Source organism: Chitinophaga caseinilytica, from assembly GCF_038396765.1.
In the GTDB taxonomy this organism is placed as follows: domain Bacteria; phylum Bacteroidota; class Bacteroidia; order Chitinophagales; family Chitinophagaceae; genus Chitinophaga; species Chitinophaga caseinilytica.
This window is the reverse complement of the sequence record NZ_CP150096.1, coordinates 3,997,434-4,023,654: the sequence shown is the minus strand read 5'-3', so window position 1 is coordinate 4,023,654 and position 26,221 is coordinate 3,997,434. Positions and strand designations below refer to the sequence as shown.

Here is a 26,221-nt window from a genome sequence, read left to right as displayed (position 1 = left end):
GGCAATAGTTTTGGTTGACCTTGCGGGAATAGCGCCGCAGGAAATACGTAAAGACTGTATTATTCTAGTCTATTCTAGTACAAATATAGGGAACGGTTTCAAATGCGCAACTTTTTTCTTCTGCAGGGAAAGATGGCGAAATCGGGGAACGCAAACGTTACCACCTTCACAACGGGCCATGGAAAAGGGTTCTGCATCCAGATACCGGACGCGGTCAATCGAAAAATAGCATGAAAATGGAATTATTGCCCCCTCCTCCGGAGGCGCTCCAGCTTTCGCCCATACATCTCCGTTAACCGGTCCATAGGCCGGGAAAGGAGCTTCGGCGCCCGGAAACGGTATCCCACGAACACCCGGAAAATGAGCCGGCTGTCGCTGTTAATGACGGCATTGTTTTCCTGCCGGGAAGCGTTGGAGATGACGTTCATGTACGTTCCTCCGTATACCCGCTCACCGTTATACCCGATCCCCGCGCGGCCGTCTACCCGGAACGCCGGCGTATGATGATGGTCTACGGCCGGCCCGCCGGGATACCGCGTCGTCAGTTTCGTGAAAATATATCCCGCCCCGGGCGTTACCCCCAGCGAAGCATACCAGTACCGCCACACGAACGTATGCTGGTAACCCGCGCCCAGCAAGACTTCGAAATTGTTCGTCTTCTGCGTGGCCCCGCCCGGCGAAACAGGCACGGAACGGTCGTCTATGATGTAATAGCGGTACATCAGCAGCGGAATGAAACTGCCGCTGCTCCTGCGCTGGCGCTCGGTTTGCGTCAGCACCGCGTTCACCGAAAACCGCGGATTGAAATTATAGGCCGTAATACCCTGGAAGCTCCTGAACACCAGGTCGGGGAACTGCAGGTACGGCATCCCCTCCTTCCAGCCAGGCACGTAATCCGCCGTATTTTCGAGGTAATAGCCTTTGGTCCTGCTGTAGCTGAGCTCTTGCTGCCAATGCCGGAAAGTAAAGCCCAGCACCAATCCCCGGGCAGCCGTCTTCCCCATCTGGTCATCATCCCCGTTCCCCCGCAAAAACCGCGGCGCCACCTTGAAGCCCACCGAAAGAAAGCGATACGAAAAACCGAGATGCACCGCCGCACTGGCATTGGGCGCCAGTTCCAGGTCGCGGCCCGGCGCGAGAAGCGCCAGTTCTTCGAGGTCTTCGCTGTATGTCGCTTTCACGGTGGCAAAATCCCCGATCTTCTCGATGTACGGTCGCCCCGCCGGCAGGGAATCCCGGTGCGGAAGACTGTCGGCCGGAAAAAGGAAAACACTGGCCCAGGAGGCCATCCATCCCAGGCAAGTACTGGCTAAAGGCATGAGGCTGAGGATTTTGATCGCTGACCGCAAAATAAGGAAGATTATCGTATCTACTTTTCAAGCTGCCGTTATCCTTCCTTTCCTTTTCAAAATTGAGTATATTCAGTGCAAATCCCTTACCATGAAATCCACCGCAAAAGTCCGGTCCTTAGCAGCGATCGCGGCAATTTCCCTGTCATCCTGCGCCACCATCATTTCCGGCAGCAAACAAACCTTTATGCTCAACACCAAACCGGAAGACGCCACCGTTACCGTGGTCGACAAAAAAGGCAACGCCGTGTTCAGTGGACAAACCCCTGCGCAGGTACGCCTCAAATCCGGCGCCGGCTATTTCTCGGCCGCGAAATACGAAATCACTTTCACCAAGCCCGGCTTCGAATCGCAAACCATCCCGGTACAGTTCAAAATCAACGGCTGGTATTTCGGCAACATCTTCCTGGGCGGCGCTATCGGCCTGCTCATCGTTGACCCGCTCACCGGCGGCATGTGGACCATCAACGAACCGGCGAAAAACATTCTCCGTACCCTCAAAACCCGCGACGGCATCGCTTTGGAAGTGATCGAGCTGAAAGATATCACGGGCGATCAGCGCGCATCGCTCGTGAAACTGCAATAAAAAAAGCCGGCGGTCCCGGCTTTCGTTTTTTTTATCTGAAGACGGCCGTCATTCCTTCACATATCCCGCTTCCACCTTCAACGCTTCCAATGCGTTCACGAGGAATACCAGCGGCGCGTTCCAGTTGATGGCGATTTCGTTGCATGCATAGGCGCTATCGCGGTCTACGTAAGCCGTTTCCGCTTCCCGGAACGGATACTTGCCACCGTCTTCCATCCGGATGTTCGGGCCGCCCACGAGGAGCCCCGGCACGGGGTCTGCTATCCCGTCTGCAACCGATGGGCGGTGGTGCGGATGCATGGGCCGCTTTTCCCCGAAGTCCGTCACAAAGCAATACCCTGCTGCGTTTCGGCCCAACAGGTAATCGAGGTTGGAAAGGGCGTGATCGAGATAAATGCGGTTTTGGCTGGCGAGATAAGCGTACACGAGCAGGATGCCCTGCGTGGCCGCGTTGGAATTGCCGCCCCAGGTGAAATCCGCGGGCGTTTGTCCCATGACGGTACCGAACGCATTTTTTTCCGCCGCACGGATGAGCTGATCGGCCTGCCGCATGAATAATTCACCCATCCCCTTTTTGTGGAGCGGCTTCGCAGGATGGCGATAAGCGCTCCAATGGCCGAGGGTTTCCACGGTATACCAGTTCGGCAACGCATGTCCGGCAAACAGTTCTTCCATGCTGTCGAACTTTTGCCCGCCGACGGCCGTCACCAGCTCCATATACGCCCAGAACCTTTCATCGGCGGCATTCCCATCCCCATATTCGCCGGTATGGATGGCGGGTTTCATTGTCCGGTTGATCGCTTGCTGGCGGTACAGATACGCGGCGCCGGTGTGTTGTTCGGCCCAGTCCCACGCGCGGACCGCAGCCCGGCGACAACTATCCGCCAATCCCGGGAATTGATCTCCGAACGGCAGGTAAATCCGCGAAGCCATTGCCATAACGGCGGCAAAATCGTAGGTAGCGGTGCTGCTTTTCTGCACCACGTACCTCGGCTGCGTGGCGTTGTGCGGCATTACCATTTTATCGAATCCGGCGTTGGTGCATTTGTGGTAAACGCCGCCGTCGTTGGGGTCTTGCATGGTCAGCATCCAGCGTAGGTTGTACAGCGATTCGTCGAGGATATCAGGAACGCCGTTGTCGCTTTCGGGAATATTGACGTTGAGCCGATCGAAGTATGCAGGGAAAACTTCGTAGGCAGACAGCAGCATATACATGGTAATGCCGGAGTTGACGATGTATTTGTTATAGTCGCCGGCATCGTACCATCCACCGGGCGAAGCGATTACTGTGCCTGCCGGCCTTTTACCGTCTGCGGCGGAAGGATGGACGAGCACCCGCGTATCCGGATGCCCGGCCGGGCGCGCCCATTTGCCGGCGTATTGCGCGTCCAGCGGCATGGAAGCCCGCTGGAAATAAAACCCTTTCAACACCGCCGCCGCCAGGTCGTGATAGGGTGCATCCCCGATATTGAACGGATACGAAACCGCCATTCCCGGCACCCGCAGCACGAAGCGCCCTTTCATTTCCAGATCGCTGAAATCAGCCATGCGCGTGCGCGACGACGAATACCGCGAAATCATTTCGGGTTGCAGCGTACCACGGAATACCGTATCGTTCCCGTCTGGCGTGGTGATGAAAAATGAGTCGGAAGGGACCGGGCCCATGACCACCGCATGTTTGGGCCCGGCGGTATAAAAACCGGACTGGTTGAGGCGGACGGGATTTTCCTGCGCCATGGCAAAAGCGCCGATCAGCAAGGCCCCGGTAAAACAGGCAGGGAACTTCATGTAGTGTGGGATTTACTGCATGAAGATACATAAATCCGTTTCCGTTTTTTCGTTTCTGCAACGATCACTAGGCGGGGTTTTCATTTTCTGCGGGATCGTACAGCAATGCCGTACAGAGGCAAACGCGGCGCTCCTTCGCGCAGAGGATGCCGTGGTTGGCGCAGCTGCGACAGCCTTCCCAGAAGGCATCGTCCTGCGTGATCTCCGCAAAGGAAACCGGTCTGAAACCCAGTCTGCTGTTCAATTTCATCACCGCAGCGGAGGTGGTGATGGAGATGATCCCGGCGTTGGGGTACAATTGCCGGCCCAGTTGGAAAACCGCCTGTTTCACGGCCGCGGCCACGCCCATGCCCCGGAACTCCGGCCGCACGATGAGGCCGCTGTTGGAAACGAACTTCCCTCCTTCCCAGGTTTCGATGTAGGCGAAACCGGCCCATTCACCGTCGGCCGTCAGTGCTATGACCGCCTTCCCCTGCGCGATCTTGCCGCGGACCATCTCCGGTGTGCGGCCTGCAATGCCCGTTCCGCGGGCTTTTGCGGAAGTACTGATGGTTTCGGCGATAAGGCTGGCGAAGCGCGCGTCTGCCAGCGTGGCGGTGCGCACTTCGAAGATGACGGGAGGCTCCGCTTCCGGGGTGGACGGTGTGTTATGAGCGTGCATGATCTTCCGGGTTGAGATGTTCACGTATGAAAAGATTGTACAGCGGTGCGGGCACGAGCGAAAACAGCCGGATGCGGCCGGCCTGTCCGCTGACTTCCGCATGGGAAATCCCCGGAACGATGATCCGCTCCACCGCATCGCGGACGCGCTGGTTGCCGCGTTCGTACAGCCTTCCGGCGACACGGAGGCATTTCTCCAGCGCCGGGAAGTTCTGATCGCGCCATTGGCGGAGCGTGTGGTCGCGGAGGCATTCCATTGTTTCATACAAATGAAAAATGGCGGGGAATTGACGCAAGGGTTTGTGCAGTTCCGGCAACGCGTCTTCTATCAGCGCCGGAACTTCGTAAGTATTGAGCATGATCAATGGGTAAGTTGAATGATGATCTGGATGAGGACCGACAGAGCGAAGGAACCGGCGATCACATAATACATCCACTTGTTTTTCGGCGGAGGCACCGGCTTGCGGTATACACGATGTGTAGGCATGATCCAATTTTCGGACAGTATGCCAAAGCGGATGCCGGATGCGTGCCAATACATAATCAACTTGAAAATGAACAACTTGCGACCAACCCGTAAAGTATATTGAAACCTAAACCATGCAAAAACGGAAAACGCCCTTCCGAAACTGAAGTTTTCGTGCTGGCGTAAAAGTTAGGGGTGGAATGAATTATTCCCTATATTTGATCCACGGCAACATTCGCCGTTAACCCGAAATCATGCACATGAAAAAATTATCACTTTCCCTGACCATCGTTGCCACTTTAGTAGTCGTGATCAGCGCAGCTTTCAGAATCAATCACTGGAATAATGCGGACGTGATGTCGCAGATCGGTGCATTTGCGATGCCCGTTATGCTGATCGGATTCTCCTTTTTCATTTTCTCCCTGGTGAAGGAAAAACTCGCTGCCGCAAAACAACGCCGGTAAGCGCTGATGTTCAAAAAATTATTGCAGCTGCTGAAAAAGCGCACCGGGATGCCGGACGTGGAACCTTTGCCTGACCGCTGGAAAGAATTGTACGTTCTTCCGGGCGCATGCACGGTCGGTGCCGGCACCGCCATCCTCGACACTTCCAACACGCGAGCGTCCTTTGACACAACGACCCCGTACATGGAAACGCGGCAACAGGCCTATATCCGGTGCAACGCGGAGGTGCAAGGAAAAACGCATCATTTTATGAGCGAGGCATTGCATATCGACCCGCAAGCCCTGCATTTGTACCTGTTGCAACAGGCACGCATACGCATCTGGTACGATCCTGCCCAACCGGGCAGCCATCGTTTCGATCTTACTTTTTTGCTGAGAAACAGTGGAAGATACAACAGGCACGCATACGGCACGATCCTACCCCAGTCTGCCAACCATTGTTTCAGTCTTTCTTTTTTGCTGAAACAAAGCAGAAATTACAATAGGCAGACATACGCATACGCTACAATTCAGCACAGCCGGACAACCATCGATTCGATCTTTCTTTGCTGAGAAATAGCGGAAGTTACGCAGACGGGCGTACGGTACGATCCTGCCCAACCGGGCAACCATCGTTTCGATCTTTCATTCTTTGCTGAGAAATAGTAGAATATATAACAGGCGAACAAACTGTACGATCCTGCCCAACCGGGCAACCATCGTTTCGATCTTTCTTTCTTACTGAATAATTAAGGGATTATCCGGCGATGTGTGTGGCCGGTGTAATGCGGTATGCGCAATGGCGCGCGCCTTCGAGGACATGGTCGAGCCGCTCGATCGTCCCCCATTCCCGGAAAATCTGCTGGAAGGTCTGCAATTCCACCTTGCAGATGTCGTGGCAGGCGGTAGCTGCTGCACAAATGGGACAATGGTTCTCGATCATGACAAAACAGCCGTCGCCCTCCCGGCGATATTCGGCCAGGTAGCCGTCGCGCGAGCGGAGCTCCGCGAACTTGCGGACTTTCGCCTCCAACCCTTCTTCCTCCTTTAATACATCGTAATACCGCAAAAGTACCTTGTACTCCCGGGCGGAAATCACATTATTCAGGGCTTCAGCACCTAATACATCACGAATAGTATCTATAAGTTGGACGGTAAGTTCGGCATGGGTATCCGGGAACCGGCGGTTCCCTTTGTCGGAGATGCTCCAGACTAGCGATGGGCGGCCCACTCCGCGGGAAATGGACTCAAACAGCACCCAGCCTTCTTCGGCCAGCTTCTGGAGCTGTTGCCGGGCGCCCTCAGCCGTTATGCCCAGCTCAACGGAAACTGCCCCGGTGGTAAGGGGGCCTTTCGTTTTGAGCAGCAGTAACAGCCGGTCTGCAGAAGAGGTATGATGTGCCTTATAATTATCCAAGTTTTTACTTGCTTTATTCGCAAATATCGTAACTTTGTCGGGATTTCAAGCAAATAAATTAGCGGAAAAGTTTGAAAATAGGCCAGTGATGAGGATTACCGCTTTCAGCACGCTATCTTTGCACTTGGTAAAGGCCGGGAGGTCGCAGGTTCGAATCCTGTCATCCCGACCGGCCCGCAAAGTTAATTCGAAATAACTGATTAGTAGAGTATATAATTATTATGAGCGCAGAACAAGACATATTACAGGAACTGGCAGGCCGTGAGTACGAGTTCGGGTTTGAGACGCAGATCGAAATGGATATTGCGCCCCCGGGCCTCAACGAGGACATCATCCGCTTCATTTCCGCCAAGAAGGAGGAGCCGGAATGGCTGCTGGAATGGCGGCTGAAGGGGTTCCAGCTTTTCCAGAAACTGACTATGCCCAACTGGCAGAATTTCAAATTGCCGGAAGTTGACTTCCAGGCGGTTTCCTATTATGCCGCACCGAAGAACAAGGTGAAGTACAACAGCCTCGACGAGGTGGACCCCGAACTGCTCCGCACCTTCGAAAAGCTCGGCATCCCGCTGGAAGAACAGAAGATGCTGTCGGGCGTAGCGGTAGACGCGGTGTTCGACTCCATTTCGGTGGCTACCACCTTCAAGGCGCAGCTTCATGAGCTGGGGATCATTTTCTGCTCCTTCGGCGAAGCCGTTCAGGAACATCCCGAGCTGGTGAAGAAGTACCTCGGCACCGTGGTACCCCAATCCGACAATATTTACGCCGCACTGAACTCCGCCGTTTTCTCCGACGGATCGTTCGTATATATTCCCAAAGGCGTTCGCTGCCCCATGGAACTGTCTACCTATTTCCGCATCAACGCGAAAAATACCGGGCAGTTCGAGCGTACGCTCATCATCGCAGACGACAACTCCTACGTGAGCTACCTCGAAGGCTGCACCGCTCCCATGCGCGACGAAAACCAGCTGCACGCAGCCGTGGTGGAGCTCATCGCCCTGGACCATGCGGAAATCAAATATTCTACCGTTCAGAACTGGTATCCCGGCGATAAAGACGGGAAAGGCGGTATCTACAACTTCGTGACCAAACGTGGGATCTGCAAGGGCAAAAGCTCCAAGATCTCCTGGACGCAGGTGGAAACCGGCTCCGCCATCACCTGGAAATACCCCGGCGTTATCCTCCAGGGCGATAATTCCATCGGTGAGTTCTACTCCGTGGCCGTTACCGCCAACAAACAGGTGGCAGATACCGGTACCAAGATGGTCCACATCGGGAAAAACACCAAAAGCCGCATCATTTCGAAAGGTATCTCCGCCGGCCACGGCCACAATACCTACCGCGGCCTGGTGAAGGTAGGCCCCAACGCCACCAACGCCCGTAACTTTACCCAGTGCGATTCCCTGCTGATCGGCGACCGTTGCGGCGCGCATACCTTCCCCTACATCGAGTCCAAAAACAACTCGGCGATGGTGGAACACGAAGCCACCACGTCCAAGATCGGGGAAGACCAGGTGTTTTACCTCAATCAGCGTGGCATTGACAATGAACAGGCCGTGAACATGATCGTGAACGGTTACGCAAAAGAAGTATTGAACCAGCTGCCCATGGAATTTGCCGTGGAAGCGCAAAAATTATTATCCATCACGCTGGAAGGCAGTGTAGGATAACCTATAAACACAAAGAGATGCTAGATATCAAGAACCTGCATGCTGCAGTAGAAGGAAATGCTATTCTGAAAGGCATTAATCTGACCGTGAAACCGGGCGAAGTACACGCCATCATGGGCCCCAACGGCTCCGGCAAATCTTCCCTCGCCTCCGTGCTCGCCGGTCGTGAATCTTATGAGGTGACCGACGGCTCGGTAGACTTCCTGGGTAAAGACCTGCTGGACATGAGCCCCGAAGTGCGCGCACGCGAAGGGCTGTTCCTCGCCTTCCAGTACCCGGTAGAAATTCCCGGGGTTTCCAACATCAACTTCCTCAAAACGGCCGTTAACGAGATCCGCGCCTATCACGGCGAACCTCCCATGCAGGCCAAAGCTTTCCTGGACATGCTGAAAAGCAAACAGAAGCTCATGGAATTCGATGCCAACCTCATGAACCGCTCCCTGAACGAAGGTTTCTCCGGCGGTGAAAAGAAACGCAACGACATCTTCCAGATGGCCATGCTCGAGCCCAAACTCGCGATCATGGACGAAACCGACTCCGGACTGGATATCGACGCCCTCCGCATCGTATCTGCCGGTGTCAACAAACTGCGCAGCAAAGACAACGCCTTTATCATCATCACCCACTACCAGCGCCTGCTGGAATACATCGTTCCCGACTTTGTACACGTGCTCTACAACGGCCGCATCGTGAAATCCGGCACCAAGGAACTGGCGCTGGAACTGGAAGAAAAAGGCTACGACTGGCTGAAAGAAGACATCCGTTTAGAAGAACCTGTACAATAACACATGACGACCGCAACTAAAAATATATCATTCAACGAGGCATTGCCCGCGCTTTTTGGCGCGCAGTTTTCCGCCAATGGCTGGTTCACCGGCCGGGAAGCGGCACTGAAACAGTTCCTCGCCCTCGGCGGCATCCCGACGGTAAAAGTGGAAGACTGGAAATACACCAATGTAGTGCCGTTTTTCAAGAACGACATCCAGGTTACCCTGCCGGAAGTACCGGAAGTGACGGCCGCGCAGCTCGAAGCCACCGGCCTGCTCCTCCCCGACACTTACCGCCTCGTGCTCGTAAACGGCGTATTGCAAGCCCATCTTTCCCAATTGCCGCCCGCCACACAGGTGACCGTGAGCAAAATGAGCGAAGCCGGTTCGCAGCCCGCCGTGGAACGTTATTTCCACCAAAGCCCCAAGATCGCCGAGTTTCATTTCGCGCAGCTGAACGCCGCCCTTTTCAATGACGGCCTGTTCATCGAAGTGAAAGCCAAAGCACAGGTAGAACAACCCATCCAGGTGGTACACCTCTACCTCGCCGATCAGCCCCGCCTCTTCAATCCCCGCCACCTCGTGGTCGTGAACGAAGGCGCTTCCGTGCAGATCGTGGAATCGGCCGCGGGTATCGGTCTTACCGATAACGTGGTGATCAACAGCGTTACCGAATCCATCGTTTCGGAACGCGCCCAACTGAGCCAATACCAGTTACAGACCGGCGGCAGCCAACTCCGTTTCATCAACCAGAACCTGGTGGAACAGAAAGGCAAAAGCCTCTATAACAACTATACTTTCACCCTCACCGATTCCGACTTCGTCCGCAATAATCTCAACATTTCGCTGGACGAGGAAAGGACCGAAACGCACATGTACGGCTTCTATATCGCAGCCGGCAGCCAGCTGATCGACAACCACACGTCTGTCGACCACCGCATGCCCCACTGCGAAAGCAACGAACTGTACCGCGGCGTACTGATGGACAAAGCCACCGGCGTGTTCAACGGAAAGATCTATGTGCATGAAGATGCGCAGAAAACCAACGCTTTCCAGCAAAACAACAACCTGGTGATCAGTCCTGACGCAGCGATCTACACCAAACCGCAGCTGGAAATTTTCGCGGACGACGTGAAATGCAGCCACGGTTGTACGATCGGCCAGGTGAGCGACGACGCGCTGTTTTACCTGCGCGCCCGCGGCATCGGCGAAGCGGAAGCCCGCAACCTGCTCGTGAAAGCGTTCGCGTTCGATATCACCGCCAAGGTGACCATCCCGGCTGTGCGCAAACAGGTAGAGCAAATCGCATCGCAATACCTGCACGCCTAGCCTTCACCCTTAAAACCCGGAAGGACCATGGAAACAGCGACTGCACAAGATATTTTATGGCCGGAAGTGGAGCTGATCAGGAATGAATTCCCCATCCTCCAGCAAACCGTCAACGGGCGGCCCCTCGTGTATCTGGACAATGGAGCCACTACGCAGAAGCCCGTTTCGGTGATCCGTTCCATGCAGGAATATTACACCCAATATAACAGCAACGTGCACCGCGGGGTGCATACGCTGAGCCAGCAGGCGACAGCCGCCTACGAAGCCGCCCGCCACGCCGTGGCCGCCTTCATCGGCGCACATCATCACGAAGTGGTGTTCACCAAGGGTACGACAGACGCCATCAACCTGGTGGCCGCCGGTTTCCGTAAATCTTTCCTCAGGGAAGGCGACGAGATCATCATTTCCGCCATGGAGCACCACTCCAACATCGTTCCCTGGCAGCTCGCCTGCGAGGAAAAAGGCGCGAAACTGAAGGTGGTCCCCATTTCGGACAAAGGCGAGCTCGACATGGACGCTTTCCGCTCCATGCTCAACCCGCGCGTGAAACTGGTTTCCATCACCTGGATTTCCAATACCCTCGGCACCGTAAACCCCGTCAAAGACATCATCGACCTCGCGCACGAACAAGGCATCCCCGTGATGCTCGACGCCGCGCAGGCCGCTGCACATACGCCAATCAAGGTGCATGAGCTGGATGTCGATTTCCTGGCGCTGTCGGGCCACAAACTGTTCGGGCCCACCGGCATCGGCATTCTTTTCGGAAAGGAAAGCTGGCTGGAACAACTGCCTCCCTATCAGGGCGGTGGCGACATGATCAAGCACGTTACTTTCGAAAAAACGACTTATGCCGACGTTCCCCTGAAATTCGAAGCCGGCACTCCCGCCATCTGTGAAGCCATCGGGCTCGGCGCAGCCGTGGCCTGGGTGAACAAGGTCGGGATCCATAAGATACAGGCATACGAACATCAGCTGACGGAATACGCCGTAGCCGCGCTCAAACAGATCGAAGGCCTCCGTTTCATCGGGGAAGCCAAACATCGCAGCGGCGCCATTTCGTTCCTCGTGGGCGATACGCACCCCTCAGATGTAGGCGTACTGCTCGATCAGCAGGGCATCGCGGTGCGGACGGGCCACCATTGCACCCAACCGCTGTGCGACCGCTTCGGCATTCCCGGAACGGTACGCGCGTCGCTCGCTGTTTATAACACGACAGACGATATCGACCGGCTGGTGGAAGGTGTGCGGAAAGCCGTAACTTTGCTGGGATAAATTTAGAACGACATGACAATCAAAGAGCAACAGGACAGGATCATCGAGGATTTCGAAGTGTTTGGCGACTGGATGGAGAAATACGAATACATCATTCAGCTGGGCAAAGACCTGCCGCTCATTGACCCGAAATACAAGACGGACGACAACCTCATCCGCGGATGCCAGAGCAAGGTTTGGCTGCACGCGGAACTGCAGGACGGAAAGCTGGTCTTTACGGCCGACAGCGACGCCGTGATCACCAAAGGGCTCGTGAGCCTCGTGATCCAGGTGCTGAGCGGGCATCCGCCGAAAGACATCGCAGAAGCGGAAATCTACTTCATCGATGCCATCGGTTTGACCAGTCACCTCTCCCCCACACGTTCCAACGGGCTTCTTTCCATGCTCAAACAGATGAAGCTGTACGCCGTCGCATTTCAGGCAAAATCAATGCAAAACTGACGCACAATGGAAATAACGATGAGAGATCAGGTGGAAGAAGCATTGCGCACGGTGTACGATCCCGAGATCCCCGTGAACATTTTCGACCTGGGCCTGGTTTACCAGATTGAAGTGAAAGACGAAGGCAAAGTGCTCGTCATTATGACCCTCACCGCTCCCGGATGCCCCGTTGCAGGGTCTATCATGGAAGAGGTGAACCAAAAGGTGTCTGCGATCCCCGGCGTTACGGATGCGGATGTTCGCCTCACGTTCGACCCGCCCTGGACGAAAGACATGATGAGCGAAGAAGCCAAGCTCGAATTAGGATTTTTATAAAACATTCGAAAGACGCCCTGCAAAGCGGCGTCTTTTTTAATACTACACACATGGCAGAAGACTTACAGATCATACAGGGCACGAAAGCCGAGCAGTATGAAGCCCTCCTCCCCCAAATCAAGGCGTTGATTACCGGTGAGCGGGATATTACGGCTAACCTGGCCAACATTTCCGCGGCGCTGAAAGAGCAGTTTGGATGGCTCTGGGTGGGATTTTACCTGGTGAAAGACGGGGAACTGGTGCTGGGGCCTTTCCAGGGGCCGGTGGCGTGTACGCGTATCCGTAAGGGGCGCGGGGTGTGCGGTGCGGCGTGGGAACGTGCGGAAACGCTGGTGGTCCCGGATGTGGAGGCGTTTCCCGGCCATATTGCCTGCAGCAGTCTTTCCCGCTCGGAGATCGTAGTGCCGCTGTTGGTAAATGGAGAAGTGATGGGCGTTTTGGATGTGGACAGCGTCGATCTGGATACTTTCGACGAGACGGACAAACGATACCTGGAGGAAATTGTGGGCTGGATATTTTAATGCCCGATCGGGTGTATTCGTAATGATGCGGCTATGAAGTCCGCTTTGACTGAATCACCTAACTGAAAACCGAAAATTATTGGATAGATTTTCTCATCCTGAGAAAATTTTTCGCGTATATCTTTTCCGTACTTTAATTGCGGTTGTTAAAACGATGTCTTTTCGTTTCAACAACCGCAATATTGTTTTATATCCAACAAGCAAATAACCCAAAACATACCGCCATAAGGCGTTTCAATCTGTTGACCCAAAACAATTCAATTATGAATTATTATGATCATTTCGCCGAATGGCTGTTCAGCCCGGAAAATACGATGCAACAAAAAGTAATAATCATTCTGTTGGGGATTGCTGCCATCCTCTTTACAAATGACGTTTTAGGCCTCAGTTACTACTACGTCATGCAACGCAAATCAGAGCACTTCACGAAGCTCACCGCTTTGATCAACGCTCCCGGAACTGATAGTATCAGCAAATCGCTGGCAGTAGATTTAAGAAAGGAAATCCTCGAAAGGGAGCCTTACTCTTTCTTCCTTTTAGACCTTTTAAAAGGAAATTCGCCTTCGTCCCAGGATAACCACCAGAAAAAACCAAGTGTTCCGAATGCGACAAAATATGCAGAAAATATTTCCATAAAAAACCAGATGTTGTTTATAGCATCTTCGGGCGGAATCTACTTCATTTCGGCATTCATAACTTTTTCGATGCTTTTTTTCAGACACAAATTTATTTTCACAACACAATCGTTACTCATTTTACCAACTATCTGCACCATACAGATTACAGCAGGTGCACTGCTGCTATACTTCAGCAGCTTCATCCCAACATTCCCGAACAACCCGGGATTAAACAACGTTCTCAACTTCATGATGCAATTGATATCGTTGTTGATATTCTTTCCCATCATCCGCAAACTCATCTACCACCATAAAAAACGCCGCTGAAAACAGCGGCGTATATCATTACATAACACGTAGCATCGAGTTGTACTACTGACGCTCAACCACGATGAATACTACTGACATCGGGGGCAACGTAAACCGAAGTCCATCCTTCGTTTTGGCGGACCATGCCTTCACGCTACCCACATCCTCCGGCCCACCGGCAACGCCTGCAGGCCCGTTTCCGTTCACAAATACTTTTCTTGAAAAATAGCTTACACCTTCGCCGCCCGTCAGCTCGTACCAATAGTAACGCTCACCGGCCCGGAAGTTTTTCAGGTCTACCGAAACCGTCTGCGTGGCCGCCGCCCGGTTTACGATAACCAGGCCGGCGTGGCCGCTACTGAAAGTGGTCGTATAGGCATTGATGTTGTGATTATTTGCCGGCAACTGCGTTTCCACCAGCCGGTTGCCTAAGCATTGCTGGAAGTAATACAGGTAGAAGAACGCGGGTCGCGCATTCCATCTGGCTTCGCCGGAAGCCGGTTCCCCCTGGCTGAAAAGCCCGTGGTCGTTACCGTTTTCCCAGGCGTTGGCGAGATCCCACCGGCAAGCCATCCCAAATCCGTTCCGCAACAACTCTCCCACCACCAACACCGCATGCATCCCCGCCACCTGCGACACCATTTGCTGCGAGCCCACCGCGAAAATGTTCCATTCCGTCAGCGCCACGGGCTTCTGGGCCACTCCATTCCGCTGGACCGTCGATTTCAGGTGCTCCATCATCGCTTTGGAAACGGCTTCCGCGGAAGCCAGCACTTCGGGCGGATTGGAATTCGTGTTGTACGGCGTGTAATAGCTATGCACGATGTAATAATCGGCCGTGGCGCCCGCTTCCTTCAACACGCCTTCGTTCCAGTTTTTGTCCGTAGCCGTGGCCCAGGTGGGCGGATCGTGCTCCAGCAACTGCGCGCCGATATAAATCGTATGCCCGATGGATGCCGCCGCTTTCCGCATGGAATCAGCAAACACACGCCAGTGGCGGCCATACAGTTCGCCGGTGATGATGGCGGGCTGTCCGTCGTGGTTCGTGGCGGGATCGATCCGGTACCCGGCCTGCCAGGTGCCGTTGCTTTCGTTCCCGATCTCCCAGTACCGCGTCCGCCCTTTATCATACCGCACCCATTCCGCCGCCAGGTGGGCCGCCGCCGCCACAGGATCGGCGCTTGTTCCATACCGCGCGTAACCGTAGTTAATGGTGATCACACCTTCGTTGCCGGTTTGCTGCAGCATGGCGTAGTAATTGGCCGTGCTCATCGTCCAGCCGTCGGTATTACCGCCAAACCAGTAGCCCGCGGGCTTCGTGGTACCGTCGGCATCCGCGAGCTGAGGCGGCGCATCGGCCGGAGCATGGCCGGGGGCGACGTTCCAGAAAAAGATGCTGCTGATATTCCCGCCGGGAAACCGCACCAGGCCGGGCCGAAGCAGCCGCAATTGTTGCAGCAGCTTCGGTTCCGTCACCATTTGCGTCATGTAAATATTCGCGTTGTTGCCCAGCATCGTGGGCGGGATTTTGGTGAGAATTTTGGACACGTCGGCCGAAACAACGACCGAACCGGCAGCCGGCGGCCCTTTCTCGATGAAATCCGGCGCCGTAAACGCTTTCTCCTTCCACCCATCCATAAAAAACCCGATAGTTGCCGTCGTGGGCGGGTCTTTGGGCGACACCACCGGACCGGTTGTATCGCCACCGTCGCCACCACCGCCATTATTGACACGGTCGCCCGACTTCTTGTTGCAGCCCATCGACGCGCAAACTATCATGCTCCATAAACAGATCCCTCTTACCGTATTTTTCATTCCTATTTTATCTTGACGATCCTGAAATTGTCGAATGCTGCGTTAAAAACTTCGATGGGTTTGTCTTCCGACACCATCCTGAAAGTAAATGCCACTTTCCCGCCGGCGGCCACCAGGTCGGCCATAGACGCCGCACTGGCACCGGTGCCTTCCACCCCGTCTGCCACTGTCTTGAATGCCGAAAGCTGCACGGTTACGGTGGTCCAGGTATTTTCGGTATGGAAAGAATTGCCGGGCAGGGAGCTCCAGGGCTTCCAGCGCACCGCGAAATTCTCGCCAAAGCGCAACACACATACCGCCGTGGTCCAGGGTTCTTTGGTGTTGACTTCGAATTTCAGCGCATAATCGGACGCTTGTCTGGTACGGATGGCATCGGTGAACAAAACGGTTTCGTTGAAATTGCCGGACCTTCCGCCTTCCCACCAGGCGCCGTTGTTTACGCCAACGCCGCCGAAAACGCAATTGAGATAGAAGCCCCGCGTACCGGGGAATTTCGTGGCATCGTTGATCCGGTCTGCACCCCACCAGGCCCAATTTAAACGGGGCAATTCTCCCGCCTCTCCGTCGTTCGTGAAGTTGCTGATCACGTCGCCGCTCTGGTGATCGTTCAGTGGCCCGTTAGACACGGCCGTCCCGTATTTGGCAACTACCGACAAACGCCCTGTATCCGTTCCCAGGTCCGGCAGTTTGAACCCGACGCGCGTACCTTCCGGATTGGCGCTGAATTGCGTGATTTCGCGGTTCCCCGGCAAGGTGATCTTATTGATCAGCCACAGGCTGGAACCGAAGATGAGCACAGAATCCCCCGGCAATGCGTTTTCATTACTGATCTGGGTGATCGCCGGCGGAGGGATATCCAGCGTGAACTTGAACACCGCATCGCCACGGTCTGTCTTGATCCGCAGCTCGTTCGGCACATTCCGGTCGGTAGCCTCCGTGGTAGCGTTTTCCGGAATATTGATGATGATATGGGTATTCGTATTGTATGCCTGGTTGAAATACGAATCGAAATTATTGAACAGGACATGCGTGGCGCCCTGGAGGTTTTCACCGGTGATGAGAATGAGCGCTCCGGGCAGGGCGCGCACAAAAGCGCTGTCCATTTTGGAGGAATCCAGCAGCGACACGCGGTGGATGACCGGCGGGCCGGAAGGACCGTCGTCTTTCGTACAGGCCGCCAGCAGTACGATCATCAGGCCAGCCAGCAGCAATCGGATATTTTGCTTCATGAGTTTCGTTTTTGATGGATCAGAACTTGAAAGGAACGGGAGGTTTCCGGAGATTCGGGGCGGCCGACAATTCTACCGCCGGAATGGGCAGGAAAAAGTTGCCCGCCGTCACGGGATATTTGGCCACCACGTCTGACGTGATCTGCCAGGAAGTGGCGTTAATCTCCGAATTGGGAACAACACGATAGGTACCGCGGTCCTGGTCTTTGATCATATCCAGCACCTTTGCGGGCGCATAGTAGTACATCCGTACCAGATCGTACCATGCTTGTCCTTCCATAGCCAGTTCCAGCCTGCGCTCGCGGTAAATATCATCTGCGGTGATTACCGTTTTCTCCCCTACGTTCGCTCTTTTCCGGAGGGCGTTGAAATACTGGAGCGCCAGCGCCTCGCTCGTGGAAGCGCTGTTGCCCAACGCTGCTTCGGCGTATACGAGGTATACATCCGCCAGCCTTAACATATAGGTGTTGATTTCCGTATGCTGCTGCGTCACTTTTCCGTCGTTGTCTTCCGGCCGGCCAACCACGTATTTCTTCACCCAGGCCCGAGTATTGTACCTTTCGGTGCCTACCCATCTCCAGGGCACCTGCAATTCCTGGATGAGCTTTTTACCGGGATTGGCAGGGTCGTCTACCGCCTGGTGTATATAGGAATAATGCGCGCCAGGCAGCATGAACGTGGCTTTCAGCCGTTTGTCGTTCGGGGAATAGAGCCGCAGCTGATCGAAAGAAGCGCCCAGATCGCTGCCCCATCCGTCACCGAACCCGGTGATCTCCGAACCGAAGGCCAGGAACGCCTGCACGCTGTTCTGCGTTCCCCAGTCGCCGTCGTATTTCCATTGCAATGCAAAGAGGCTTTCGGAATTGTTGTTGTTTTTTGTCAGGAAGAGGTCTTCGTAATTGGCCATCAATTGCGCCCCGCTGTTGGCGATAACGTCCTGGGCGAGGGCTTTCGCCTTGTTGAGATCATCGGCGTTGCGCTGCCCGTTCCCGGCAAGCCCTGCGCGGGTGAGATAACTTTTCGCCAGCATTCCCTTCGCCGCCCATTTCGTCACGCGGCCTTTCTGGGCGGGCGTTGCGGGCAGATTATCCGCTGCGAACTGGAACTCCCGTATAATGAATTCCCAGATGCTTTCCACGGTATTCCTTGCCACGGAGGTATCCGTCAACAGGGTATTGTTATCCGTGATCACCGGCACCGGGCCCCAGTTCTGCACGAGGTAATAATAAGCCATCGCCCGCATGAACTTCCCTTCCGCGATCCCCATCTGCTTCACGTTTTCCGGAACACTGGGCGCCGTGTATTTCGTGACGTTATAGATCACCATGTTAGATTGCGCCACCACGTTGAAAAAGGCCGTCCAGGAACTGTATACTTCCGGCGTAACGTCAGTCGTCTGCATGCGGATGTTCTCCACCTGGTAAGAGCCGGACATGAGGATGCCCGCGCGCCCGTCGCCAATCCCGTGCGATGCCTTGTCGTTATAGGCGAACCACACCACGTTGTACAGCGGCGCCGTTCCTGCCAGCACCTGGTCTGTCGTCTGATAAAAATTCACGTCCACGATGGCGTCTTCCGGCGGACGGTTCAAAAAATCCTTGCTGCACGACGCCAGGAGCGCGCCGCAGCCGAGGAGGAACATATATTTGAAGATGTGTTTTTTCATGATTCGGATTTTTGGGTGCTTAAAAATCAACCGCCACGGCTGCGTTGTACATACGGGTGAGCGGATACCGGCCCGCGTCTACGGCGATCAGCTGGCTGTTGAGCTGCACTTCCTTGCCCAGGTAGGCCCCCACTTCAGGATCGAAGCCGGAATATTTCGTGAAAGTGTGCAGGTTCTGGGCCCCGATCGAAAGGCGGACAGAACGCACCACCCGCTGGCGGCTCAGCCATTCCGACGGTAGCACGTAACCCAGCGTCACGTTCTTGATACGGATATAGGAACCATCTTCCACAAAGAAATTGGTGAAACGATTGCCGTTCCCGTTCACATCCGTTCCCACGATGCGCGGAACGGAAGTGCCGGGGTTCGACAGCACATCTTTCCCGCTGCCGTCCTGCACGATGCGCGCATAATCGAACGCCTCCGACATGAGGTTGCGGCCCAGGTTGATATTGTTGGGATTGGAATTGCTGTAGCGGACGTAATTATAGATATCGTTCCCCGAAGCGCCGGTCAACAATATGCTCAGGTCAAAACCCTTCCACGAAAACGAGTTGGTGAGCCCGAACGTGAGCTTGGGCCACGGGTTGCCGATGAAAGTCTGATCGCGGGAGTCGATTACCTTGTCGCCGTTGAGGTCTTTGTATTTGATATCGCCTACCCACACGCCACCGTCTTTCTGGATGGGCAGCGGCGAACCGTCTGCTTGCGTGGGGATGGGGCTTTTGCGGATTTCATCCTCCGACCGGAAAACCCCTTCCGCCACATACCCCCAGAACATCCACGGTGCCTGGCCGAGCGACGACCGCGCCGTGAAATTGTTCATATACCAGGCGCTCCTGCTGAGGAAAGCCGCGTCGGAATAGAACTTCGTGATTTTCGTTTTGAAAGACGAGATATTGAAATTGGTTTTCCAGGTGAAGTTGTTCCGGTTGATGTTGGTCGTGTTCACGGTGATCCCGAAACCTTTGTTCTCCATCGACCCGATGTTGACAATCGGTGCGCTGATGGCCCCTTCGCCCTGGGTGCCCATGTAAGCGGGCAGCGGGTTGGGCATGAGCAGGTTGTCGGTTTTGCGGACGTAATAATCCGCTTCGATCTGTACCCTGTCTTTCAGCAGCCCGATATTCAGGCCGATGTTCTTTGTTTCGGTGGATTCCCACTTCAGATCGGCATTTCCGTATTGCCCGGTGCGGAAACCCGCGCCCCAGGGGGTTGTTACGGACGACAGCGAGCTGAATTGCGCGCCGCCGCTACCGCTGTTGCCGGTAGTCCCCCACTCCGCGCGGAGCTTCAGGTCGCTGATCACCGGCACCGCCTGCATGAAGGGCTCGCGCGAAATCCGCCAGGCCGCGGAAGCAGAGGGGAAATAGCCCCAGCGGTTGTTGGCGCCGAAGTTCGAAGAACCGTCGGCCCGGCCCGCCACCTGCAGGATGTATTTTTCGTCGTAGGTATAAATCACGCGGCCGAGCCAGGATTCCAGCGCGCCGGAACCTTTAAACCCGCCCGTGGTCTGCCCTTGCGCGTCGCCGAGGTTGATGGACGGGATCTCGTTGCTGGCAAAACCCACGCGGGTGATGCTGTAGCCTTCATAGTTCCAGGCCTGGGCTTCGTGGCTCGCCATGGCGTTGATGGCGTGCTTGCCGATATTCGTATTGTATTGCAGCAGTTCGTTGAGGTTCCAGTAAAAATTGCGGTTATTCTGGACAGACATGCTCGCTTTTTCGTTGACGTTGAAACCCAGCCGGTAAGTGGGCGTGAACTTCACGCCGTCGAAGTATTCGAAGTTGCCGTTGAAGCTCGTGCGGAACGTCAGTCCTTTGATGATATTTACATCCGCCGAAAGGCCGCCCATCCCGCCGGTCCGTTTCAGGTTGTTGCTGATGAGGTTGGCGATGGCCACGGGGTTGAGGGGCGCGTACCGCGCGTTCGTCCCGAATTCATTTTCCGTGGCGCCGCCCCAGCTGCCGTCCGGGTTTTTCACGGGAACGTTCGGCGCGAGGTTGATGGCGTTGCGGATCACGTCTTCACTGGTCGACGATAACTTTTCCTTCGTTTGGTAAAAATTGACATTGGTGTTCAGCGTCAGCCATTTGAAGAGTTTGTTGTCCATATTCAACCGGAAACTGTACCGTTTGAAGTCGGACCCCACGGCTACGCCTTCCTGGTCGAAATATTCCCCCGAAAGGTAGTAACCGGTGCGCTCCGTGCCGCCGCTCACCGTGAGCTGATGGCGCTGCAGGGGCGCGGTTTTGAACAGCTCTTTCTGCCAGCGGGTGCCATCTCCCAATACGGAAGGATTGGCGAATTCCGGCGTGGGCGTGCGGCCCAGCAGCGCGGCGATCTCGTTGTTCATGATCGCATACTGCCGGAGGTTGAGCGTGGCTACTTCTTCCGGTTTGTCTTGCAGCGTATACAAATAATTATAGCCCACTTTCATCTGCCCCTGCCTGCCCCGGCGGGTGGTCACCAGCACCACGCCGTTGGTGGCGCGGGAACCGTAGATCGCCGTGGCGGACGGGCCCTGCAAAATTTCCATGGACTCGATATCATTGGAGTTAATCCCTGCCAAAGGGTTCATCGAGCTGGTATTGCCGTAAGACACGGTAGCCGGCTGGATCTGCACCCCGTCGATCACGTACAGCGGCTCATTGGTGCCACTGAGCGTATTCACCCCGCGGATCACGACCGATACGCCGCCGCCCGGCTGACCGGAGTTCTGCGTCACGTAAACGCCCGCAGCACGGCCCTGGAGCGCCTGGTCGATGGTGGTGTTCACCGTCCGGCCGATGTCTGTGGCGGAAACGGATACCTGGGCGCTGCTCTGGTCGGTCTTCTTCATCTTCCCATATCCTACCACCACCACATCATCCAGCGTTTTGCTGTCGGTTTCGAGGGAAACGTTGTAAGACGAAGCGCTGCCGATGCGGATTTCCTGCGACGTCATCCCGATGAACGAGACCAGGAGAATGTCCCCCGTTTTCGCGGAGATGGAAAAGTGGCCTTCGCTATTGGCGGCCACGCCCTGCGTTGTGCCTTTGATGGCTACCGTTGCACCGGGCACGGGTTGCCGCGAAGCGCGGTCGGTGACCACGCCGGTGATGGTACGTTTCTGGTCAGGGGGATTTTGGGCAAGTACCGTCACCTGGGCCAGCCATAGGCAGAGAAACATCCACCAGGCCGGGCTCGGCTTGCCCGCTAAACTGATTTTTTTCATACGTAGAATGTTAATTAGTGGAATGAAATGCGCGTTTGATTTGGTTGACTATTGTAAACGTGGGCCCTCATCCGGAGGGCAGGATAAAAGTATCCCGAATCTTCGGGAGGCAGGGTACCGCAATGTTTATAATCCGGGGCGCGAATGTTGCCACCGGAGGGTTAAAATGTTAATTCCAGCGGTATGATTTGTTGCCTTCAGGGTTTGCGCATGGCCGTTGCATAGGCCGAAGGCAGCATGTGGTAGGCCATCTTAAAGTAACGCGCGAAATATTTGGGGTTATTGAATCCTACTTCATACGCCACCTCGGCGATGTTCATTTCCGTCTTTGAAAGCAGATCGGCCGCACGGCGCAGGCGTACGGAACGGATGAATTCGATGGGCGGCTGCCCGGAAAGGGCGTAAATCCTTTTGTAAACAGAAACCCTGTTCATGTGCAACTCCCGGCTGAGCGCTTCCACTGAAAAGTCAGCGTCGGAAAGATGCTTCTCTACGATTTCCAATGCCCGTTGCATGAACTTTTCGTCGGCCGACAGCTGTTCGGGCTCCGCGTCTTTGGGGATCACCCATTGCACGGGGGCCTTCCTTTCGAGCAGGTTGCGCACGCGCGACAGCATGATCTCGAAGCTGAAGGGTTTCACGAGATAGTCGTCTGCCCCCGCATCCAGCCCCTCCAACTGCACCGTTTCCTCCCCCATGGCCGTTAACAGGATCACCGGGATGTGGCGCGTGCGCGCGTTGCCGCGGATTTTCCGGCAAAGGCTCAGCCCGTCCATCCCCGGCATCGTGATATCGCTGACCACTAAATCCGGTTGGGCCGACAAAGCTTTTTGCCAGCCGGATTCGCCATCGGCGGCTTCCATCACCTGGTAATATTGTTGCAGGTTCTCTTTCAGGTAAAAACGGAAATCTTCCGTGTCTTCCACCAGCAAAACCGTCGGTTTGCGCTTGCCTTTCCGTGGCGCGGCGGCACGGTCGCCGGCGGGATTGGCCGGCACCTCCGGCACCACGGTCTCCGCTTTTACATCGGCTGAAACCAACTGATACGGGATCCGCACGGTAAAGCAACTCCCCTGATCGGGAACGCTCTCCACCTCCACGGTCCCCTGTTGCATGGTCACGAACTCGCGGGTAATGGCCAGCCCGATACCGCTGCCGGGGCTTACGAACGCGCTGCGCTGATCCGCCTGGAAATAACGGTCGAAGATTTTACCGATCCGGTCGGGCGAAATGCCGATCCCCGTATCGCGCACGCGCAGCTCCAGCCAGGCGCGCTCCGGTTCAGGCGATATATCCACCGACACTTCTACCTTTCCGCCCGCCGGCGTGAATTTGAATGCGTTGGAAAGCAGGTTGAAAACGATGCGCTCCAGCTTGTCGTGGTCGAACCGGGCGTACACCGGTTCCTGACCGGCAGCATAATGCAGGGAAACGCCCTTTCGCTCGGCGAGGTCGGAAAACGACTGCACCGCTTCGCGCAGGAAGCTCATGAGCTCGCCCGGCAGCGGGTCTGTCCGTAGTTCCTGCATTTCCATTTTCCGGAAATCCATGAGCTGGTTCACGAGGTTGAGGAGGCGCCGCGCGTTCCGCCGGATCAGCTGGAACTGGCGGCGGTCGCCCTCATCGGCCGACTTCCGGATGAAATCCTCGATGGGGGAAAGGATGAGGGAAACGGGTGTCCGCAATTCGTGGCTGACGTTGGTCAGCAGCTTGATCTTCATCATATCCAGCTCGTGGAGCCGTTGTGCCTCGCGGCGCTCGTTCTGCAGCGCGAAACGGCGGTGCGCCCTGCGGATGATGGCCATCCGCCCCAGGTACAGCGCCGCGATCAGCAATAACACATATATCGTGTAAGCCCAACCGGTAGCCCACCATGGGGATAAAATCCTGATCTGCAGCGAGATGCCTCCGCCCGTGGGGTTCCCGTCTTCCGGCGACGACCGCACATGCAGCGTGTAGGCGCCAGGGTTAATATTGGTGTAGGATATCCGGCGCGTCTTGCCATCAGTCAGCATCCATTCCTTGTTGAACCCTTCCAGCTTGTATTCATACCGGTTCTTGTCTGCATGCCGGAAATTCAGCGAAGCGAAATCGACCGAAAAATCATTTTCATTGTACCGCAATTCGATCGCCTGCGTTTCCGGCAGCGATGCGCCCAGTACGGTGTGGCCGCGGAAATTCTCGCCCGGCGCGATCGTTTTGTTGAATAACTGCAGGCCCGTGAAAACCAATGCCGGCGGGGTCCTCGTTTCACGAATCTCCGCGGGGTTGAAGAGGTTGAACCCGTCTGCCCCGCCAAACAACATTTCCCCGCTTTTCAGCCGGAGCGCGGCATTGACGTTGAACACCTTGCCCTGCAAACCATCCTGTTCGTCGTAATTCCTGCAGGAAATCGCCAGCGCGCTGCCCTCGCCCGCGGCCCGGATGCGCGATAAGCCCCGCGTCGTGCTCACCCAGAGGTAACCGTTATCGTCTTCCAGAATGCTGACGATGGTATTGTCCGGCAACCCCTCTTCCATCCTGAACGTGCGGAAGAGTTGGGTAGATGGATCGTAATAACTAAGCCCCTCGCGGGTCCCAGCCCACATGCGGCCCTGTTTGTCGCAATGCAGGGACGTAACGTTGTCGTTGCTGAGCTGATGCGTGCTGCGCAACAGGTGCACGAAAATCCCTTTCGATTTATCGAGCACATCGATGCCGTAGGCCGTTCCGATCCAGAGGTCGCCGGCGGGCGTTTCGGCGAAAGCGGTGATGTAGTTGGAATGGACGGAATTGGCCATGTCCACACTGTTGTGATAGAAGATGCCGTTGCCGCGGTCGAACCGGTCGAGCCCGCCGCCCAGGGTGCCTGCCCAGAAATTGTTCCGCCGGTCTTCATAGAGTTTCCAGACGGTTTTGTTGGCGAGGCTGTTCGCGTCTTTCGGGGAATGGCTGTAATGCGTGAAGCGCCCGTTGCTGAAGTAGCCCATCCCACCGAAATAATACCCGATCCAGAGCTGGTCCCATTTATCGACGTGGAGGCTGACGATGACGTCGTTGCTAAGACTGTTATCATCGCCAGGTTTGTGCCGGTATTGGCGGTATTGCTGTGTTTTCCGGTCGAAATAGATCAATCCGCCGCCGTTCGTCCCGATCCAGATATTGCCTTTTTTGTCTTCCGCGAAACAGTTCACATCGTTGTATGGCAAGGAAAGCGGATCGCCGTGCTTGCTGTCGTGCAGCGCGAATTTCATTTTGTTTTCCGCGAAATAGCTCAGGCCGCGCTTGTACGTTCCACACCAAACGATGCCCTGGCGGTCTTTATACAACGCATAGATCGCGTTTTCCGCGATGCTTTTGGCATCTTCGGGCCGGTTTACGAAAAACCGGGCCTTGAACGTGTTTTTATCGAGGATGTTGACGCCACCATGATCGGTGCCGATCCAGATGAGCCCCCGGTCGTCCTGGATGACGCTGTTGACGATATCGTTGTTGAGGATGCCCGATTTCCGCGATACGATGCGTTTCTCGCCGGTCGACGGCCGGAAGTACAACGCGCCAAAGTCGATGCCCGGCCGGTACACCCAGCAATCTTTCTGCGCGTCTACGAACAAAGCCAACGGTAAGTTCCCGCGCGTAACGTCTGCACAAAGCGCTTCGGAATGCCAGATGGTGCGGCCGCTGCGGAGATCGATGCGGGTGAGGGCGCCATCGTGCCAGAGTAGCAGCAAATTCTTGTCGTCTTCCCGGCGGATGTCCACGATCTGCGCGCCTGTCCGCATCGGGAGTGTGATCCTTGCGGCACGCCCATTGGGCAGTTTGCGATATAGTCCCGAATCCGCATACGCCGCCCAGCAGGTATCTCCGGCCATGAGCATGGACGTGAGCCCTGTTTCAGGCAACCCGCGCTGCCGCAGCCATGGCGCCGCCTGCGAAAACTGTTCCCGGCGGGGATCGTACACGTTGTCGCCATTGCGGGTGCGCACGTACATGCGGCCGTCTGGCGCGGAAAACAGGGCAATGATATAATCGTCGCTGAGGGAAAGGGAATCGGAAAAGATGTGGCGGAAGACGCGGAAATTGGTACCGTCGTAGCGGTTGAGGCCGCCGAGCGTGCCGAACCAGAGGAAACCGCGGTCGTCCTTATAAATACAATTAACCTGGTTGTTGCTCAGGCCATGATGGATGTTAAGGCTGGAAAAGGGGTACGACGGCTGTTGTGCATTGGCATAACAGCACGCGGCGAGACATAGCGGGATCAGTAGTTTCTTGAACATGGAACATCGTGGAACTACCGTAATTTATGAAATAAAGGGCGAAAAAAAGCGCCCCCGGCCGGGGGCGCTTCGGAATTATTTCGGGTCCCGG

At 55.5% G+C, this 26,221-nt stretch carries 22 protein-coding genes; 11 read left to right on the top strand and 11 right to left on the bottom strand.

Annotated features, from left to right (window positions below; translation table 11 throughout):
- Positions 1-242: 242 nt before the first annotated feature.
- The gene (locus tag WJU22_RS16565) at positions 243-1,319 is read right to left on the bottom strand and encodes a DUF4421 family protein (protein WP_341839290.1); all 1,077 of its coding nucleotides are present in this window, start codon (positions 1,317-1,319) and stop codon (positions 243-245) included.
- A 121-nt stretch (positions 1,320-1,440) separates the two neighbouring features.
- Here WJU22_RS16565 and WJU22_RS16560 point away from each other — a divergent pair, with 121 nt between their 5' ends.
- Positions 1,441-1,935 carry a hypothetical protein gene (locus WJU22_RS16560; RefSeq protein WP_341839289.1) on the top strand — a complete coding sequence of 165 codons (495 nt, stop codon included), beginning with the start codon at positions 1,441-1,443 and terminating at the stop codon, positions 1,933-1,935.
- Between the two features lie 48 nt (positions 1,936-1,983).
- Here the strand turns inward: WJU22_RS16560 and WJU22_RS16555 are convergent, their stop codons facing one another.
- From WJU22_RS16555 to WJU22_RS16540, 4 genes are all read right to left on the bottom strand, one after another.
- Positions 1,984-3,723 (bottom strand): glycoside hydrolase family 9 protein, encoded by a 1,740-nt coding sequence (locus WJU22_RS16555; protein WP_341839288.1) that lies wholly within the window; start codon positions 3,721-3,723, stop codon positions 1,984-1,986.
- Positions 3,724-3,790: 67 nt separating this feature from the next.
- Positions 3,791-4,384 carry a GNAT family N-acetyltransferase gene (locus WJU22_RS16550; protein ID WP_341839287.1) on the bottom strand — a complete coding sequence of 198 codons (594 nt, stop codon included), beginning with the start codon at positions 4,382-4,384 and terminating at the stop codon, positions 3,791-3,793.
- Positions 4,371-4,742, bottom strand: coding sequence for a DUF7674 family protein (locus WJU22_RS16545; protein ID WP_341839286.1), 372 nt, complete (start codon positions 4,740-4,742; stop codon positions 4,371-4,373). Before WJU22_RS16545 ends, WJU22_RS16550 begins: the two co-directional genes overlap by 14 nt.
- 2 nt (positions 4,743-4,744) lie before the next feature.
- Positions 4,745-4,870, bottom strand: coding sequence for a hypothetical protein (locus WJU22_RS16540; protein ID WP_341839285.1), 126 nt, complete (start codon positions 4,868-4,870; stop codon positions 4,745-4,747).
- Between the two features lie 239 nt (positions 4,871-5,109).
- On the opposite strand from WJU22_RS16540, the gene WJU22_RS16535 reads away from it, so the two are divergent.
- Both WJU22_RS16535 and WJU22_RS16530 read left to right on the top strand, forming a co-directional pair.
- Complete coding sequence (locus WJU22_RS16535) at positions 5,110-5,313, top strand: hypothetical protein (RefSeq protein ID WP_341839284.1); 204 nt, start codon at positions 5,110-5,112, stop codon at positions 5,311-5,313.
- 6 nt (positions 5,314-5,319) lie between these two features.
- Positions 5,320-5,865: a hypothetical protein gene (locus WJU22_RS16530; RefSeq protein ID WP_341839283.1), complete on the top strand. Its 546-nt coding sequence runs from the start codon at positions 5,320-5,322 to the stop codon at positions 5,863-5,865.
- A 184-nt stretch (positions 5,866-6,049) separates the two neighbouring features.
- Here the strand turns inward: WJU22_RS16530 and WJU22_RS16525 are convergent, their stop codons facing one another.
- Positions 6,050-6,709, bottom strand: a complete 660-nt coding sequence (locus tag WJU22_RS16525) for a metalloregulator ArsR/SmtB family transcription factor (RefSeq protein WP_341839282.1) — start codon at positions 6,707-6,709, stop codon at positions 6,050-6,052.
- A 221-nt stretch (positions 6,710-6,930) separates the two neighbouring features.
- Between WJU22_RS16525 and sufB the strand changes: the two genes are divergently transcribed.
- The 8 genes from sufB (at position 6,931) to WJU22_RS16485 (ending at position 13,965) form a co-directional block, all read left to right on the top strand.
- Positions 6,931-8,376: a Fe-S cluster assembly protein SufB gene (gene sufB / locus WJU22_RS16520; RefSeq protein ID WP_341839281.1), complete on the top strand. Its 1,446-nt coding sequence runs from the start codon at positions 6,931-6,933 to the stop codon at positions 8,374-8,376.
- A 17-nt stretch (positions 8,377-8,393) separates the two neighbouring features.
- The gene (gene sufC, locus WJU22_RS16515) at positions 8,394-9,161 is read left to right on the top strand and encodes a Fe-S cluster assembly ATPase SufC (protein ID WP_341839280.1); all 768 of its coding nucleotides are present in this window, start codon (positions 8,394-8,396) and stop codon (positions 9,159-9,161) included.
- 3 nt (positions 9,162-9,164) lie between these two features.
- On the top strand, positions 9,165-10,472 hold the full coding sequence (sufD, locus tag WJU22_RS16510; RefSeq protein WP_341839279.1) for a Fe-S cluster assembly protein SufD: 1,308 nt from the start codon (positions 9,165-9,167) through the stop codon (positions 10,470-10,472).
- 27 nt (positions 10,473-10,499) lie between these two features.
- Positions 10,500-11,744 (top strand): cysteine desulfurase, encoded by a 1,245-nt coding sequence (locus WJU22_RS16505; RefSeq protein WP_341839278.1) that lies wholly within the window; start codon positions 10,500-10,502, stop codon positions 11,742-11,744.
- 12 nt (positions 11,745-11,756) lie between these two features.
- Positions 11,757-12,185, top strand: coding sequence for a SufE family protein (locus WJU22_RS16500; RefSeq protein ID WP_341839277.1), 429 nt, complete (start codon positions 11,757-11,759; stop codon positions 12,183-12,185).
- Positions 12,186-12,191: 6 nt separating this feature from the next.
- Positions 12,192-12,500, top strand: a complete 309-nt coding sequence (locus WJU22_RS16495; RefSeq protein ID WP_126243377.1) for an SUF system Fe-S cluster assembly protein — start codon at positions 12,192-12,194, stop codon at positions 12,498-12,500.
- 50 nt (positions 12,501-12,550) lie between these two features.
- Positions 12,551-13,021, top strand: a complete 471-nt coding sequence (locus WJU22_RS16490; RefSeq protein ID WP_341839276.1) for a GAF domain-containing protein — start codon at positions 12,551-12,553, stop codon at positions 13,019-13,021.
- Between the two features lie 263 nt (positions 13,022-13,284).
- Positions 13,285-13,965, top strand: coding sequence for a hypothetical protein (locus WJU22_RS16485; RefSeq protein WP_341839275.1), 681 nt, complete (start codon positions 13,285-13,287; stop codon positions 13,963-13,965).
- A gap of 45 nt (positions 13,966-14,010) precedes the next feature.
- Here WJU22_RS16485 and WJU22_RS16480 read toward each other — a convergent pair whose 3' ends face one another.
- The 5 genes from WJU22_RS16480 to WJU22_RS16460 all read right to left on the bottom strand — a co-directional run bounded on the left by WJU22_RS16480 (position 14,011) and on the right by WJU22_RS16460 (position 26,130).
- Positions 14,011-15,762 (bottom strand): alpha-L-arabinofuranosidase, encoded by a 1,752-nt coding sequence (locus WJU22_RS16480; RefSeq protein ID WP_341839274.1) that lies wholly within the window; start codon positions 15,760-15,762, stop codon positions 14,011-14,013.
- 2 nt (positions 15,763-15,764) lie between these two features.
- The gene (locus WJU22_RS16475; RefSeq protein WP_341839273.1) at positions 15,765-16,991 is read right to left on the bottom strand and encodes a glycan-binding surface protein; all 1,227 of its coding nucleotides are present in this window, start codon (positions 16,989-16,991) and stop codon (positions 15,765-15,767) included.
- A 19-nt stretch (positions 16,992-17,010) separates the two neighbouring features.
- Entirely contained in the window at positions 17,011-18,657 is a 1,647-nt protein-coding gene (locus WJU22_RS16470) for a RagB/SusD family nutrient uptake outer membrane protein (RefSeq protein ID WP_341839272.1), read from the bottom strand.
- A gap of 19 nt (positions 18,658-18,676) precedes the next feature.
- On the bottom strand, positions 18,677-21,874 hold the full coding sequence (locus WJU22_RS16465) for a TonB-dependent receptor (protein WP_341839271.1): 3,198 nt from the start codon (positions 21,872-21,874) through the stop codon (positions 18,677-18,679).
- Between the two features lie 197 nt (positions 21,875-22,071).
- The gene (locus WJU22_RS16460) at positions 22,072-26,130 is read right to left on the bottom strand and encodes a hybrid sensor histidine kinase/response regulator transcription factor (protein ID WP_341839270.1); all 4,059 of its coding nucleotides are present in this window, start codon (positions 26,128-26,130) and stop codon (positions 22,072-22,074) included.
- Between the last annotated feature and the right edge of the window lie 91 nt (positions 26,131-26,221).

Excerpts from the sequence above, each read along its gene's own strand:
- WJU22_RS16565 (WP_341839290.1), bottom strand. The coding sequence starts at position 1,319 with ATGCCTTTAGCCAGTACTTGCCTGGGATGGATGGCCTCCTGGGCCAGT.
- WJU22_RS16560 (WP_341839289.1), top strand. The coding sequence starts at position 1,441 with ATGAAATCCACCGCAAAAGTCCGGTCCTTAGCAGCGATCGCGGCAATT.
- WJU22_RS16555 (WP_341839288.1), bottom strand. The coding sequence starts at position 3,723 with ATGAAGTTCCCTGCCTGTTTTACCGGGGCCTTGCTGATCGGCGCTTTT.
- WJU22_RS16550 (WP_341839287.1), bottom strand. The coding sequence starts at position 4,384 with ATGCACGCTCATAACACACCGTCCACCCCGGAAGCGGAGCCTCCCGTC.
- WJU22_RS16545 (WP_341839286.1), bottom strand. The coding sequence starts at position 4,742 with ATGCTCAATACTTACGAAGTTCCGGCGCTGATAGAAGACGCGTTGCCG.
- WJU22_RS16540 (WP_341839285.1), bottom strand. The coding sequence starts at position 4,870 with ATGCCTACACATCGTGTATACCGCAAGCCGGTGCCTCCGCCGAAAAAC.
- WJU22_RS16535 (WP_341839284.1), top strand. The coding sequence starts at position 5,110 with ATGAAAAAATTATCACTTTCCCTGACCATCGTTGCCACTTTAGTAGTC.
- WJU22_RS16530 (WP_341839283.1), top strand. The coding sequence starts at position 5,320 with ATGTTCAAAAAATTATTGCAGCTGCTGAAAAAGCGCACCGGGATGCCG.
- sufB (WP_341839281.1), top strand. The coding sequence starts at position 6,931 with ATGAGCGCAGAACAAGACATATTACAGGAACTGGCAGGCCGTGAGTAC.
- sufC (WP_341839280.1), top strand. The coding sequence starts at position 8,394 with ATGCTAGATATCAAGAACCTGCATGCTGCAGTAGAAGGAAATGCTATT.
- sufD (WP_341839279.1), top strand. The coding sequence starts at position 9,165 with ATGACGACCGCAACTAAAAATATATCATTCAACGAGGCATTGCCCGCG.
- WJU22_RS16505 (WP_341839278.1), top strand. The coding sequence starts at position 10,500 with ATGGAAACAGCGACTGCACAAGATATTTTATGGCCGGAAGTGGAGCTG.
- WJU22_RS16500 (WP_341839277.1), top strand. The coding sequence starts at position 11,757 with ATGACAATCAAAGAGCAACAGGACAGGATCATCGAGGATTTCGAAGTG.
- WJU22_RS16495 (WP_126243377.1), top strand. The coding sequence starts at position 12,192 with ATGGAAATAACGATGAGAGATCAGGTGGAAGAAGCATTGCGCACGGTG.
- WJU22_RS16490 (WP_341839276.1), top strand. The coding sequence starts at position 12,551 with ATGGCAGAAGACTTACAGATCATACAGGGCACGAAAGCCGAGCAGTAT.
- WJU22_RS16485 (WP_341839275.1), top strand. The coding sequence starts at position 13,285 with ATGAATTATTATGATCATTTCGCCGAATGGCTGTTCAGCCCGGAAAAT.
- WJU22_RS16480 (WP_341839274.1), bottom strand. The coding sequence starts at position 15,762 with ATGAAAAATACGGTAAGAGGGATCTGTTTATGGAGCATGATAGTTTGC.
- WJU22_RS16475 (WP_341839273.1), bottom strand. The coding sequence starts at position 16,991 with ATGAAGCAAAATATCCGATTGCTGCTGGCTGGCCTGATGATCGTACTG.
- WJU22_RS16470 (WP_341839272.1), bottom strand. The coding sequence starts at position 18,657 with ATGAAAAAACACATCTTCAAATATATGTTCCTCCTCGGCTGCGGCGCG.
- WJU22_RS16465 (WP_341839271.1), bottom strand. The coding sequence starts at position 21,874 with ATGAAAAAAATCAGTTTAGCGGGCAAGCCGAGCCCGGCCTGGTGGATG.
- WJU22_RS16460 (WP_341839270.1), bottom strand. The coding sequence starts at position 26,130 with ATGTTCAAGAAACTACTGATCCCGCTATGTCTCGCCGCGTGCTGTTAT.